13 protein-coding genes and 1 pseudogene are annotated in these 13,224 nt (G+C 36.1%); 10 read left to right on the top strand and 4 right to left on the bottom strand.

Going from position 1 to position 13,224, the window contains the following annotated elements; translation table 11 throughout:
- Positions 1 to 18: 18 nt before the first annotated feature.
- The 10 genes and pseudogenes from pglZ to IGJ18_RS13190 all read left to right on the top strand — a co-directional run bounded on the left by pglZ (position 19) and on the right by IGJ18_RS13190 (position 9,392).
- A complete protein-coding gene (gene pglZ / locus IGJ18_RS13235) occupies positions 19 to 1,545 on the top strand; it encodes a BREX-3 system phosphatase PglZ (RefSeq protein ID WP_438843424.1) in 1,527 nt (508 codons plus the stop codon).
- A complete protein-coding gene (locus IGJ18_RS13230) occupies positions 1,546 to 2,253 on the top strand; it encodes a hypothetical protein (protein WP_438843423.1) in 708 nt (235 codons plus the stop codon).
- Positions 2,254 to 2,528: 275 nt separating this feature from the next.
- Positions 2,529 to 3,181: pseudogene (locus IGJ18_RS13225) on the top strand (transposase); the annotation flags it as partial.
- A 53-nt stretch (positions 3,182 to 3,234) separates the two neighbouring features.
- Positions 3,235 to 5,178 carry a BglG family transcription antiterminator gene (locus tag IGJ18_RS13220; protein WP_438843422.1) on the top strand — a complete coding sequence of 648 codons (1,944 nt, stop codon included), beginning with the start codon at positions 3,235 to 3,237 and terminating at the stop codon, positions 5,176 to 5,178.
- Position 5,179: 1 nt separating this feature from the next.
- A complete protein-coding gene (locus IGJ18_RS13215) occupies positions 5,180 to 5,641 on the top strand; it encodes a PTS sugar transporter subunit IIA (protein ID WP_010720675.1) in 462 nt (153 codons plus the stop codon).
- A 23-nt stretch (positions 5,642 to 5,664) separates the two neighbouring features.
- Positions 5,665 to 7,011: a PTS galactitol transporter subunit IIC gene (locus tag IGJ18_RS13210; protein WP_034700117.1), complete on the top strand. Its 1,347-nt coding sequence runs from the start codon at positions 5,665 to 5,667 to the stop codon at positions 7,009 to 7,011.
- A gap of 22 nt (positions 7,012 to 7,033) precedes the next feature.
- Positions 7,034 to 7,318, top strand: coding sequence for a PTS sugar transporter subunit IIB (locus IGJ18_RS13205; RefSeq protein WP_010720673.1), 285 nt, complete (start codon positions 7,034 to 7,036; stop codon positions 7,316 to 7,318).
- Between the two features lie 26 nt (positions 7,319 to 7,344).
- Positions 7,345 to 8,172: a class II fructose-bisphosphate aldolase gene (locus IGJ18_RS13200; protein ID WP_438843421.1), complete on the top strand. Its 828-nt coding sequence runs from the start codon at positions 7,345 to 7,347 to the stop codon at positions 8,170 to 8,172.
- A gap of 12 nt (positions 8,173 to 8,184) precedes the next feature.
- On the top strand, positions 8,185 to 8,880 hold the full coding sequence (locus tag IGJ18_RS13195) for a triose-phosphate isomerase (RefSeq protein ID WP_053765969.1): 696 nt from the start codon (positions 8,185 to 8,187) through the stop codon (positions 8,878 to 8,880).
- Positions 8,877 to 9,392 carry a YjbQ family protein gene (locus tag IGJ18_RS13190; RefSeq protein WP_034700170.1) on the top strand — a complete coding sequence of 172 codons (516 nt, stop codon included), beginning with the start codon at positions 8,877 to 8,879 and terminating at the stop codon, positions 9,390 to 9,392. Before IGJ18_RS13195 ends, IGJ18_RS13190 begins: the two co-directional genes overlap by 4 nt.
- A 250-nt stretch (positions 9,393 to 9,642) precedes the next feature.
- Here IGJ18_RS13190 and IGJ18_RS13185 read toward each other — a convergent pair whose 3' ends face one another.
- Genes IGJ18_RS13185 through IGJ18_RS13170 form a run of 4 tightly spaced genes read right to left on the bottom strand, consistent with a single transcriptional unit; the run spans position 9,643 to position 12,986 of the window.
- Complete coding sequence (locus IGJ18_RS13185; RefSeq protein ID WP_034700108.1) at positions 9,643 to 10,248, bottom strand: response regulator transcription factor; 606 nt, start codon at positions 10,246 to 10,248, stop codon at positions 9,643 to 9,645.
- On the bottom strand, positions 10,241 to 11,356 hold the full coding sequence (locus tag IGJ18_RS13180; protein WP_094940713.1) for a sensor histidine kinase: 1,116 nt from the start codon (positions 11,354 to 11,356) through the stop codon (positions 10,241 to 10,243). Before IGJ18_RS13180 ends, IGJ18_RS13185 begins: the two co-directional genes overlap by 8 nt.
- Positions 11,353 to 12,105, bottom strand: a complete 753-nt coding sequence (locus tag IGJ18_RS13175) for an ABC transporter permease (protein ID WP_438843420.1) — start codon at positions 12,103 to 12,105, stop codon at positions 11,353 to 11,355. The genes IGJ18_RS13180 and IGJ18_RS13175 overlap by 4 nt, the downstream gene beginning before the upstream one ends.
- Positions 12,102 to 12,986 (bottom strand): ABC transporter ATP-binding protein, encoded by an 885-nt coding sequence (locus IGJ18_RS13170; RefSeq protein ID WP_368020519.1) that lies wholly within the window; start codon positions 12,984 to 12,986, stop codon positions 12,102 to 12,104. Before IGJ18_RS13170 ends, IGJ18_RS13175 begins: the two co-directional genes overlap by 4 nt.
- Between the last annotated feature and the right edge of the window lie 238 nt (positions 12,987 to 13,224).

The raw sequence follows: 13,224 nt of genomic DNA, 5'->3' as shown, positions 1-13,224 counted from the left end.
ATAGAGGAAGTGATGAAAATGAACTGGATAAACGAGATTACAGACAGGTTCCCGCAGAAAAAGATTTATCTTGTAAGAGATGACGATGGATTACTGATGATAGATAGTGTTAAGGTCGAATTGTCTGAGTTAGATGTTTCTGTAATAACCTATAGGGATCCAGTTCATTTTCGTTATACATACGAAACTAAATTCGGTAGAAAATTTGATGGAACACTACTTATTCGCTTGGTAGATACTGATTTTCAAGAGGTTCCTTGGGACGTGTACCAAAAAGCATTTCGTGAATCTATTGGAATTACTGATATATTTCCCTTCTTGGACTGTAAAGCTGTGAAAGAGCTAGGCATTGAAAACTGGGAGCAATTATACAATGCCCAACAAAGTTTAACAACAAGACAAAATTATGTTTCTTCAATGAAATTTATAGAACGTGTGATGTATCATGAATCTGATGAACACATTTCAATGATACTTGATCCTTATGTCGAAGATTTTACGCTATTTAATAAAAAAGCTCCGGTCTTACGTGAATGGGGCGAGATTGCTAGATTGATTGGTGAACATCGCTTATATCGTAGAACGGATAAGGAATTCGAACTATTAGTCGATGATGCCAATAAAAAATTTCAAGAGTATTTAAAAAGAGATTATGACAGAAATCTTTCCCTACCTCCGGCAAAACAGCCAAATTATGTTAATCAAATTTTGAATTATTTATACAGAATGCAAGGTATTTCGAATAGAAAATTAGCTTTGATTGTTATGGATGGAATGAGCTTTACTCAATGGAGTGTTGTCGAAAAATGGCTAGTTAATAAAAGCTTTGATTTCCGAACCGGGGCAACCATGGCGATGATTCCGACTATTACCTCTGTTTCAAGACAAGCAATTTTTTCTGGAAAAAGACCTAGTGAGTTCCCAGGAACAATTCCCAGAACTTCCTCGGAGCCAATTCAATGGCGTAAATTTTGGAAAGAAAAAGGATTCCTCGAAAATTCAATCAAGTATCAAAAGGGTTTAGGGCACACAGACTATCAAGATACCGTTCTTGAGTTTAGATACGCGGGTACAGATATCTATGGGTGTGTCATCGATGTTGTGGATGGATTTATGCATGGTGCCAAGCAGGGTCTGGAGACAGTTCAATCAGAATTACGGATTTGGCTTGAGAAGGGATTCTTAGAATCTATGTTAAGTGACTTGATGAATTTAGATTATGATGTGTATATTACGTCTGACCATGGAAATGTGGAGGCAACTGGGATTGGACGAATTCAAGAAGGTATTCTTGCTACAGGGAAATGTCAACGTGCTCGGATATATGACTCTGAAGTACTTAGGTCTAATACACATGATTTATACACTGAATCAACCATAGAATGGGAGAGTGCAACGTTACCGAATAAGGGTTATTTTTCGTTAATTGCTAAGGAAAAATTTGCATTTGTACCTGAAAGTGAGACAATTATGACCCATGGTGGAATGCATATGGAAGAAGTAATTGTGCCTTTCGTAAAAGTTTTAAAAAGGGATGGTCGATAGATGAAAAAAATGGTGGGATTATTTCGTGTAATGACATTTGAAGAGTTGGACAAAGCTGCTGAAGTAATGTTGAAATATTCACCTACAGACGCATATCAAATATTAGATGAGACCTTTGCCAAAACAATTAAAGGGAATACGTTCCGCAGAAAAGCTCTAAACAATTTAATGAACGTATGGGGGAACGGACAAAGACCACTTTCTGATTTTCAAGAGAAAGTACTAAAACAATATGCTATTTCAAATTACGATGAGAAAAAAACATTGCAAGTTTTGATGCTGCTTTATTCTTTTTCATTTTTTTCAGACACCATAAATATAATTGGGAAGTATCTACGTATGCAGGATACTTTTCAATCAAAAACGATTATGGAAGAAGTTCGTAGCACTTATGGAATGACTGAGACAGTGAATAAAGGTTTATTGACGGTTTTAGGTTCCTTGGTTGATTGGGGATTTCTATTGCGGAGCAAGCCTGGTGTATATGAAATTATCAATCACAAAATTCTGATTACTGACGAGTTTATAAAGAACGTGTTGATACGCTCTATTTTAGCCCATAGAGATGCTGAATACCTTCCACTAGAAATTATAAATAATCAAGCGGGATTATTTATGTTTGATTACCAGGTTAGCAGATTAGAAGTTCGTCATGATGATTTAAATGTGTTACGAGAAAGAACGGATACTTTCATAGGGTTAAAGTAACGATTATATAAATTGAAAGGAGAATGAGAATGGGACAATAGTCAGAAAAAAATCTGATTATTGCCCCATTTTTTTGATTTTAAGGTACACAAAAAGCACACAACCTTGTATGATTAAAGTGCCTAAACAAAAATCAAAGGAGTGTGCTTTATGTTTAAAAATTATACCATCAACCAAACAACTTTACCACTAGATGTAGAACATTATATTCCAGAAACGGATGTTGCCTTTGAGGTTCACTCGTTAGTAGAAACGATCCCACAAGCGCTTTTCAATTTAACATGGAGAATTGGCGCTATCTTGAAGAACAAGACACTTACATTTGCCCAGCGAATCGTCCGGTACCGTTCAAAAATTATAGTCGCAGAAAAGATAAAGGTGGCTTTATTCGAGATTTCAAAATCTATGAATGTGAGGATTGTCGGAACTGTCCAGTTCGTCGTCAATGTACGCGTGTGAAAAGTGAACAAAAGCGAAAAATTCAAGTAAATAATAATTGGCGCTATTTCAAAGCAGAATGCAGAAAAAACTTTTAGAGGAGAAAACTGGTTCGATTTATCGGAAACGAAAAATGGATGTCGAACCCGTGTTTGGTCATCTAAAGGCTCACTTGGCGTTCCATCGTTTCCATTTGCGTGGGAAACAAGGAGCAACGATTAATATTGGTTTGGCACTGATGGCATTAAATTTAAGAAAATTGGGAAAATATATGGAGAGGAAAGTGCGCATAACAGAAAAAATAAGTTCGATTTTGACAATAAACATCAAAATCGAACTTATTTTCTTTTTTAGAAAGAACTATTGTCCCATTCCTTTTTTCATTTTAAATCATAAAAAAGTTGTCGTGAGTCTCACCAACATCAAAAAGTATAGGATCATAATAATCTGTTCCACTTTAATGTGGAACAGATTACGTATTTATCTTTAGGGAGAAAAACTCTATGATATAGACAAGGAAAACGTTTTCTGAGGTGATGATGGATGTTATCAAAGCGCGAGAGTCAGTTAATTGAATTACTTTTAGAGGAGGAGAATTTTCAACCAGCAAGTTTCTTTAGTGAAAAACTCAATGTTTCGAATAAAACAATTTATCAAGATATTCAGAAGCTGGGACAGTTCTTGAATCGTTTTGAGTTAAAAATTGAAAAAAAACCTCGCATTGGGATCTACCTAATTGGAACGTCAACTAAAAAAAATGATGCCAAAATATTTATCACTAGTAAAGAAGCTATGTCAACAGAGGTAAAGTATAGTTCAAATTATCGGAGAGTGTACTTATTCGCCAATCTAATTTTTAAAACGGATAAAAAAAGATATGAGTATTTTGAAAAAAAGTTTTTTGTCAGTATTGCAACTTTACGTAAGGACTATGAGGAAATCATCAAATATTGTCGATTAGCTGGGATTAGGATTACTTCAAATCATGTAATAGACACACAAAAAACACCTGAAGAGTTGATCCAGCGGACATTTGTCAATTATTTTGAAAAAAACATCGGTGTAGGGAATGAAAAATGTCAATATCACTTTGTTTTTGATCAATCGATGGTTAAGTTTGTGGATGATTTTGTAAAGAATTTTTACCAACAGTCTAAACAGCAACCAACAAATTATATTGTCCATTCACTCAAACTTTCGTTGTTAACTTTGATTGGTCGAGTAAAGCATGGCTACCATTCACAAACAAATAAAAATCCTTTGTTTGTCGAAATAAAGAAAATGGAATTATATATGGTGGCACTAGATTTTTCAAATGGGGTCAAAGATGAATTGAATTGTTCCTTTACGATAAATGATCTTTACTTTATTTGTTCGTTGTTTATGGGACATGGAGTGAGACCGTTTGTGAATCTGGCAACCCATAGTCAACAAATCATGGAGACCACCAAACAATTTATTCAAGATATGTCGACACTGGTTGAGAAGGATTTGGAGCAAGATAGTCAACTGCTTCAATCTCTATTTGCCCATATTGAGCCAATGGTTTATCGGTTGCAAATGGGGATTACCATTAAAAATCCTTTAAAAGAGGATATCATTCGGCAATACAGCACAATGTATACGCTAACAACTTACTGTATTCCAAAATTGGAAAAAGCAATGGGGATCAGAGTAACGGATGATGAAATTACTTTTTTGACTATTCATTTTCAGTTAGCTTTTGAAAAAATTGTGAATACGAAGCATGTTTTTCTTATTTGTCCAACGGGGTTGGGAACTTCGCAATTATTATTTCAGCGTATTCGTCATAGTTCTCCTAGCACCGTAGTCTATGAAGTGATTGATGTTCAAAAGTTGCAGGATTACAACTTAGATAGTGTCGATTTGATTATTTCAACAGTCAAATTAGAAAATGAATATCAAACGCCGATTATTTATGTTCGACCATTACCAACGAAAGAAGAAATTGCATTGATTAATCGTCATCTTCTTACCTTGAATCAACAAGACAATACATTTTTACCATCCATTGCACCGGATAAAACGATTTTAAAGAAATATTTGAAGGATGGTTGGATGTTTTTGAATCAAGATTTTGATAGTAGAGAATCAGTACTTTCTTTCATCACTGAGAAATATAAAGAAGAACAATTAGTAAAGGATAATTTTCTTGAGGTTGTACTTCAAAGAGAAAAACTAGGAGCTACCGGACTTTCATCAGGCGTAGCCATCCCACATGCAAATCCTAAATATGTAGTCAAAACAAAAATTTCTATTATCACTCTAAAAAACAAAATTACTTGGGGAGATGTGGATGTAAGGGTTGTTTTATTCTTAGCGATTGCAGAAGAAGATATGATTCAAGTGAAAAATATGATTGCACTACTTTATGATGTCTTTGTCTCACCTGAGAGAATAAAAAGTATTGCAAGTAAAGAAACAAGGAATGAGATTATTAACGAAATTATAGGAAAGAGGAAGTAAGATGACGAGTTATTTTGGAAAGAAAATTGCATTATTTCAATCTGAGGTAAAGAGTCAGAAGGAAGCTTTATCAATTATTGCAACTTGTCTATATCAAACAGGTTTAGTGAAGGATTCGTTTGCAGAGAATGTACTGAAAAGAGAAGAAGTGTTTCCTACTGGCTTATTAATCAATGATGTTGGGATTGCTATACCACATACGGATGCAGAACACGTGAATGATTCTCAAATTGCATTTATGTCATTGAAAACACCAGTAACTTTTTATGAAATGGGAACTGCAGATAAGGAAATTTCAGTCAGCTTGATCTTCATGTTGGCGTTGAAAGAACCACATGCACAGTTAGAAATGTTACAGAAGTTAATTACGATGTTTCAAAAAAAAGAGGTGGTTCAAAAGCTTCGAGCTGTAAATAATACTGAGGAGTATTATCAAATTATTGAAAAAGAAGGATTCGTTTAATAACCATTTTGAGGGGGAGCATTATGTTAGATTTATTACAAAAATTTGTTGATCTCGGATCAATCGTTGTATTGCCAATCTTAATTTTTGTTTTTGGTTTGATTTTAGGAACGAAACCGAGTAAGGCTTTTATTTCAGCATTAACGGTTGGTGTTGGATTTGTCGGGTTGAATTTAGTTATCGATTTATTGACCAATAGCTTAGGACCAGCAGCACAAGCGATGGTTGAACGTTTTGGACTAAACTTAACAACCATTGACGTTGGTTGGCCGGCAGCAGCTGCGATTTCTTATGGAACCGTTTTAGGTAGTTTGGCGATTCCAGTAGCTATCGTAGTCAATGTGTTATTAATTATTGTTGGCTTAACAAAAACACTGAATGTTGATATTTGGAATATCTGGCATGCAGCATTTGTTGCTTCACTTGTCTACGCAGTAACGAATGACTTTGCAATGGGCATGTTGGCAACGGTTATTTATACAATGATGATTTTATTGTTTGGCGATATTTTAGGACCAATCATCAATAAATTCTATGGATTTCCAAATATTACCTTCCCACACGGAACAGCAGCACCCGGGTTTGTTTTTGCCTTACCTTTAAATTGGTTATTCGATAGGATTCCAGGATTGAAAGATTGGCATGCAGATCCAGAAACGATTCAAAAACGGTTTGGCATCTTTGGTGATTCAACAGTCATGGGCTTTTTAATTGGTTTGGTTATGGGGATTTTAGCTGGCTATGATGTTGCGGGAATTGGACAATTAGCGGTGAAAACTGGTGCTGTAATGGTCTTAATGCCTAAAATGGTGGCACTTTTAATGGAAGGCTTAACACCTATCTCAGAATCAGCAAATTCATTTGTTCAAAAACGTTTCCCAGGAAGAGAATTATATATCGGGATGGATGCCGCATTGTCAGTAGGACACCCAGCTGTATTGTCTTCTTCGTTAATCTTAGTCCCAATCACGATTTTATTAGCAGTGATTTTACCAGGTAACACAACCTTGCCTTTCGGTGATTTGGCAACTATTCCATTCTTAGTTTGTTTGATGGCAGCTGTCTTTGGTGGAAACATTATTCGAACAATCTTAGGTGGGACGATCTACATGGTCACCATTTTATACATCACTTCATGGGTGGCACCATTTTTAACAAAAGCAGCACAAGCGGCAAACTTTGATTTACAAGGACATTCATCAGTAACTGCGATGGCAGAAGGTGGACTGTGGACAACACTTCTATACGTGGGTGGTGCAAAACTATTTGGTTACTTTGCCCTAGTCGGAATTGGTCTGATTATTACAGGTTTACTATTCTACGTGAATCGCATTTTACCTAAAAGAGCAGCTAAACAAACTGAAGCTTAATACAAAATAGGAGAGATGACAGATGAAAAAATTATTAATTATGTGCGGAACAGGTGTGGCTACTTCAACAGTGGTAACAGGAAAAGTAAAAGAATGGTTGAAATCAAAAGGACTCGAAAATGAAGTGAAACTATATCAATCAAAAGTTGCTGATGAGATTGGTAAAATTGATGACTACGATATTGTGGTCAGTACGACCGTGGTTCCTGACAACATTAAAGATAAAGTAATTATGGGGCTTCCTTTATTAACCGGAATTGGCATTGATGGGTTGTTTGACGAAATTGAAGCGAAGATTAAAGCCTAAAAAATACTTGAAAAGAAGGTAATCAAATGTTAGTTACAACGAAAGAGATGTTTGAAAAAGCGCAAAAAGAAAACTATGCGATTCCGGCAGCAAACTTTTTTGATTTAGATTCTGCAAGAACCTTTGTAGAGGTTGCAGAAAAAATGCAAAAGCCATTAATTTTAGCCTTTGCACAAGCGCATATTGAAGAATGTCCTCTTGAAGAGGCAGCATTAATTGCAAAATATTTAGCCAAAAAAGCAAGTGTACCAGTAGCACTTCATTTGGATCATGGACAAGATGAGGAAATCATCAAGCAAGCAATCGAGCTTGGGTTCACTTCTGTGATGATAGATGCTTCGCAAGATGAGATTGAAACAAATATTCGTCGTTCAAAGGCGATTGCGGAATATGCTCATGAAAGAGGCGTTGTGGTAGAGGCTGATATTGGACACGTGGGAACGGGAAATAGTTATGAATTTAAGGAAACCACGGACACCATTTATACCGAAGTGGAGGAAGCAGCACGTTTTGCGAAAGAAACCGGCGTCGATTCATTGGCAGTTTCGATAGGTACGGCTCATGGGCAATACAAAGGAACACCGAAAATCAGCTTTGAGCGGTTGGAAGAAATTAAAAATGAAGTTTCAATTCCATTAGTGTTGCATGGGGGCTCATCATCTGGTGATGAAAATCTACACAAATGTGCTGTTTCAGGGATCAATAAAATTAATATCTTTACTGATTTTATCACAGCAGCAATGGATGTAATTAACGAAGAAAAACCAGAGGATTATTTTACACTTAAACGATTAGCGAACCAAGCGATTGCGGATACGTTAGTGCATTATTACAAAGTATTTGCAACAAAATAGAGGAGGGCTCTCATGAGAACAGTAAGAAAACCATTTTTTGTGGTTAATCCTAAATCTTATTTGTGTGGTGAACAGGCATTGGAACTAGCAAAAACAGCGGATCAATTAGCTGCAGCATACGATATTGATATCATTTTTACTTGTCAACATGTTGATGTTCGGCTAATTAAAGAACAGACAACGCAGTTGATTGTGAGTGTTCAACATATCGATGGGATAGTCCCTGGTAGAGGGATGGGACACGTTTTACCTGAAGGCGTTGTAGCGGCTGGAGCAGAAGCGACCTTCCTGAATCACGCAGAACGTCCTTTATCGGTTAGTGAGCTGTGCGATGCCGTCAAGCGAGCAAAGGAACTTGGTCTATTGACTATTGTCTGTGCAAATTCTTTAGAAGAGGCGAAGCTCGTAGCTTCCTTGAAACCTGATGTGATGGTTTGTGAGCCTACGGAATTAATAGGTACAGGTCAAGCAAGTGACATTTCTTATATGATTCAAACCAATGAAGCTGTACGCAAGATGGATCCTGAAATTTTTGTTCTGCAGGCAGCAGGGATTTCAACGGTAGCAGATGTTCGCAAAGCACTTGATTCGGGGGCTGATGCAACGGGTGGAACCAGCGGGATTGTTTGTGCCAAAGATCCTGTGGACACATTGAAAGCGATGATTGAAGAAGTAAGTAAATGGAAAAAGGAGCAATCGACAAAATGATAACTTATACTGAGCAACTTGTTTTGACTTCAAATGGACAGCGAGTGACGTATCATAATATTACCGAACAAGTAAAAGAAATTGTGGCAAAAAGTGGGATAAAAAATGGCATTTGTCTTGTTCAGTCGCCACATACTACTTGTTCAGTTATTTTTGAGGAATTCATGCACGATTTGGATTTTAATGGGGATGAATTTTTACAGGTTGATTTAAATCGGATTCTTGATCGGATCATTCCTCGAGAATTAACGGAAAATACCGATTATCGTTATCCTGGTCCGAAGCATCTTGATTTCTTGCTGTCCTTAGATGATCCAGACTATGCTGGTGATGCTGGAACGATTTTAAATGGAGATGCACATATCCGAGCATCATTCTTCGGAGCAAGTGAAAATTTCATTGTCAAAGAGGAAACACTAATGACAGGAGCTGTCGGCTCGATTTATTTCATTGATTTTGATCAAAACCGTGTTAGAAATCGAAAATGCCATATTTTAGTAATGGGTGAATAGAAAAGTAATAAGAAACAAACATTTGGGAAACTAATTGAATGATCACACCTATAAAAATTAATACGAAAGATAATAGTTAGTTCATTCCGTTTTTTTGGTTAAACTACTAAAATTCATCATAGAGAATACTATAGGGAAACAAAAACTATTTAGTTTAGAAAAAGTATAGCCAGTTATCTGATCGGTAAATAAGATCATTGGGAAGACCTTGCTTAAGGCGTTCTTCTCAGTGATCTTAATTTATTGTTATTTAAATCCATCCTTGCTTTATTGCAAAATTTATCGCTTCAATTCGTGAACGTGATGCTGTTTTGCTTAGAATAGCAGAGATGTAATTACGTACAGTTCCCTCACTCAAAAATAGAGTTTGGGCAATTTGTTGGGTGCTGATGCCGGTTTTTAACAACGTTAAAATTTCAAGCTCTCTTGGGGTTAAAGGGTTTTTTTGAGTAATGAATGATTGAATAACCAATTCAGGTGAAAAAATCGTATCACCCGCCATGATTGAGCGGATCGAACGAATAAGTTCTTCACTGGGACTATCTTTTAGCATATAACCGTTGACATTGTTCTGTAAAGCTTGCTGAAAATAGTGTTCTTGCGCAAAGGTAGTCAGAACCATAATTCTCACATCCTGTTTTAATAAACGAAGCTGCTTAGCAATTTCCAAGCCAGTCAACTTAGGCATTTCAATGTCTAATAAAACGATATTTGGTTTCAATTTGATGATGTCAGATAATGCCGTATCACCATCTGTTGCAGAACCAATAACTTCAAAATCTGTTTCAAGATTCAAAATCATCGTTAATGCAGTGTTCAATAATTGTTGATCCTCTGCCAAATACAATTTAATCATGCTCATTCTCCTTAGGCAACGAAATGACAATCTTTACTCCTTGTGTTCCAGTGATCGTCAACTGTCCTTTTTCAGTTTGAATCCGTTCTTTCATTCCGCTGATTCCATAGCCGGTTGATTTTAGTTGAGTGAATCCTTGTCCATTATCTTGAATGGTAATAAAATAGGTGTCTATATTCTCGGTAAAATCAATCATCGCAATACTAGCTTTGCTGTGACGAATCATATTTGTGATGGCTTCTTTAATAACTGCGGATACTGTATGTTGAATGTTCGTCGGCCATTTTTCGGCTAGTTCCTCTCCTACAGAATGAAGCTGAATATTGGTAAGAACTAAATTTTTTTCTTCTTCTAGCATCGTTTGGGCAATTGTTCGCTCTTGTAAATTTGAAACGATCCCACGAACTAATGATAAGTTTTTTCGGGAAGTCTCAGCAATATCATGTAATTCATTGGTTGCTTGGCGTGAATCAATTGCTATTAATTTCTCCGCTAATTCAGCCTTTAATGAAATGATGGAAAACGCTTGGCCTAAATGATCATGGAGATCACGAGCAATACGATCTCGTTCATTTTGGCGCACAACTGCTTCTAAACGTTTATTTTGTTGGTTGAGGCGATAGATCCGCCGATAAGATTCCCCTACCGACTTAGCTGCTAGTGGTGTAATAATAGCAGCTATGATAGTGATACCTACATTAATGTAACTGGATGAATGGGTGAAACGAGTGGTCCACAACATAGCGCCAAGACTAATCATGACGCTTACATAATAACCAGTCAAATAATGATAGAATAAACGTTTGGTTACTGGCAGGGAGCCAATCTCCCAGGCAACGAAAATAAAGAGATATCCATTTTTTTGAAAGATACCAAATAAGCAGGCAATCAATAATTGAAGGAAAACGTCCCATGTTAAAAATTTATGAACTTCATAGCCATCTCGGTAAGCTTTTAAAAAAATAACTAAAAGTAATATAAATAACCAGTCAAACCAAGAAGTAAGGGGGAACAATGAATAGATCGTCGGTATTAAAAATACTAACCAGAAATAAGGTGCAATGCCGAATCGTTTTGGGAAAAATATGTGCTTTTCGAAAAAACTCATATGGTAGAAACCTCACTTTTACTTTGAAAAAAGACGACTACTTTGAACAGTACGAATAAAATGATCGTCCAAACTAAGAGTACCCCAAAACTAACAAAATTAAAACGTTGATAATTGATAAATCTTCTTAAAATTACAGCTGTTTGATAAGTTGGTAGCCAGTGTCCAACCTTTTGTACCCATGGGGGCATTATGCTAAGTGGCCACCATAGTCCGCTTAAAATTGCCATGGGAAAAACGATGAGATTACTAAGCAAATTTACTACGTTATCTGAACCTAATAGAGAGATGATCATTCCAATCAATATAAGTGGGAATGATAACAATGGAACGAGGAATAAAAGACCTATTAAATGAAACCAATTAATTGTTAGCTGATTTACTAAAATTCCAGTCATTATTAGTGCCAAAACCGAAAGTATATTTAACGATAGAAAGACGATTAACATCGATAGATAATATTGTGATTTTGAACCTGGACGTAGTGCTACAAATAAATCGAACTTTCTAGTATGATCTTCTAACAGAGTATGTGCGACTGTCATAACAGAACTAATCAATGAGCTATACACAATCATACTAATCATATAAGCGATATTCCATGTTTTCGAAACTACTGGTTGTGTTATTACCTGAGTAAATATAAGGTAAAAGCCTGTTGGCATGGCGATACTGAATAAGAGGAAGCGCAAGTTACGGAATACGATGCGTTTATAGTTGATTTGAACTTGAAACAAGAATTTTTTCATTTACCGCTACCTCCAATTACTTTTTGAAATAAAGAAGCCAACGAATTTTGCTGAATGGCTAATTCGTCTAATTGATTAAGATAAGGAATTAAAGCTTCCATCACTACGTTTGGCTCATCAGTTATTAATTGAATATGCTGATTAGTTTTTAAACATTCTTTAACAGCTGAAATGGATGTGAATGTTTCTTTTGGTAATGGAGTGGTAAATTGGATGGTTATATGACCACTTTTTTTCCGCAATGATTTCAAGGTACCATCGTATACTAACCTAGTATCTTTTAAAATAAGGATTCGATCTGCAATCTGATCTAGTTCCTCCAGATAATGGTTAGTGATAAAAAAAGTCTTTCCATTTTGCTTCAAACGGTCAATACTTTCCCAGAATGATTGTCGACTATTACTATCCATTCCAGCAGTCGGCTCATCTAAAAAAATTAGTTGAGGGTTTCCTGCCATAGTTGTTGCAAAAGTCAACCGACGTTTTTGTCCGCCAGACAATTGGTCTAAGTAACACTTCTCTTTTTCTTTTAAGTTGGCTAAGCGAATCAAGGCTTCATAAGATAATGGGTTGTGATAGTAACTACGAGCAAGATTTAAACACTCTTTGACGGTGACTCGTTCGAGTGATAAGTTTTGTTGCAACATTACACCGACTTTGTCACGGACTTTCCTGATATCTTGGGTTCCCATCACATAGGTAGTCCCTGAATTTGGTTGAATCAATTGGTTAAGTAGATTGATCAGAGTGGATTTTCCTGCACCATTTTCTCCTAATAGTGCGACAGTCTCTCCGGGTGCAATCTGAAATGAGATATTATCTAAAACGGTTGTCCTGTTATACACCTTCGATAAGTTTTGTACATCGATTATTGGATTCATATTCTTTCCTCCTGCTGATGTTATCTTAGCTATTTTTTGAGTTGTAAAACAGTCATGGATGTCATCAGTTGGACATGACAATTGTCATGTCTAAAGAACACAGAAATGTAGACTGCTGACTGAATAGTCAAAAAGTTGTTATTATTAATTAAAGAAGTAGAGAAAAGCTAAACTACCTTGTTGATTGTTCATTATGGAAACTCTTTGCACTTATATCTACTATTAAATTTCGCTAATT

This window comes from Enterococcus sp. AZ078 (assembly GCF_051714985.1).
In the GTDB taxonomy this organism is placed as follows: domain Bacteria; phylum Bacillota; class Bacilli; order Lactobacillales; family Enterococcaceae; genus Enterococcus_B; species Enterococcus_B hirae.
This window is presented reverse-complemented; position numbering and strand designations above follow the sequence as displayed.

Coding starts and splice junctions, on each gene's coding strand:
- pglZ (WP_438843424.1), top strand. CDS start 19: ATGAACTGGATAAACGAGATTACAGACAGGTTCCCGCAGAAAAAGATT.
- IGJ18_RS13230 (WP_438843423.1), top strand. CDS start 1,546: ATGAAAAAAATGGTGGGATTATTTCGTGTAATGACATTTGAAGAGTTG.
- IGJ18_RS13220 (WP_438843422.1), top strand. CDS start 3,235: ATGTTATCAAAGCGCGAGAGTCAGTTAATTGAATTACTTTTAGAGGAG.
- IGJ18_RS13215 (WP_010720675.1), top strand. CDS start 5,180: ATGACGAGTTATTTTGGAAAGAAAATTGCATTATTTCAATCTGAGGTA.
- IGJ18_RS13210 (WP_034700117.1), top strand. CDS start 5,665: ATGTTAGATTTATTACAAAAATTTGTTGATCTCGGATCAATCGTTGTA.
- IGJ18_RS13205 (WP_010720673.1), top strand. CDS start 7,034: ATGAAAAAATTATTAATTATGTGCGGAACAGGTGTGGCTACTTCAACA.
- IGJ18_RS13200 (WP_438843421.1), top strand. CDS start 7,345: ATGTTAGTTACAACGAAAGAGATGTTTGAAAAAGCGCAAAAAGAAAAC.
- IGJ18_RS13195 (WP_053765969.1), top strand. CDS start 8,185: ATGAGAACAGTAAGAAAACCATTTTTTGTGGTTAATCCTAAATCTTAT.
- IGJ18_RS13190 (WP_034700170.1), top strand. CDS start 8,877: ATGATAACTTATACTGAGCAACTTGTTTTGACTTCAAATGGACAGCGA.
- IGJ18_RS13185 (WP_034700108.1), bottom strand. CDS start 10,248: ATGATTAAATTGTATTTGGCAGAGGATCAACAATTATTGAACACTGCA.
- IGJ18_RS13180 (WP_094940713.1), bottom strand. CDS start 11,356: ATGAGTTTTTTCGAAAAGCACATATTTTTCCCAAAACGATTCGGCATT.
- IGJ18_RS13175 (WP_438843420.1), bottom strand. CDS start 12,105: ATGAAAAAATTCTTGTTTCAAGTTCAAATCAACTATAAACGCATCGTA.
- IGJ18_RS13170 (WP_368020519.1), bottom strand. CDS start 12,986: ATGAATCCAATAATCGATGTACAAAACTTATCGAAGGTGTATAACAGG.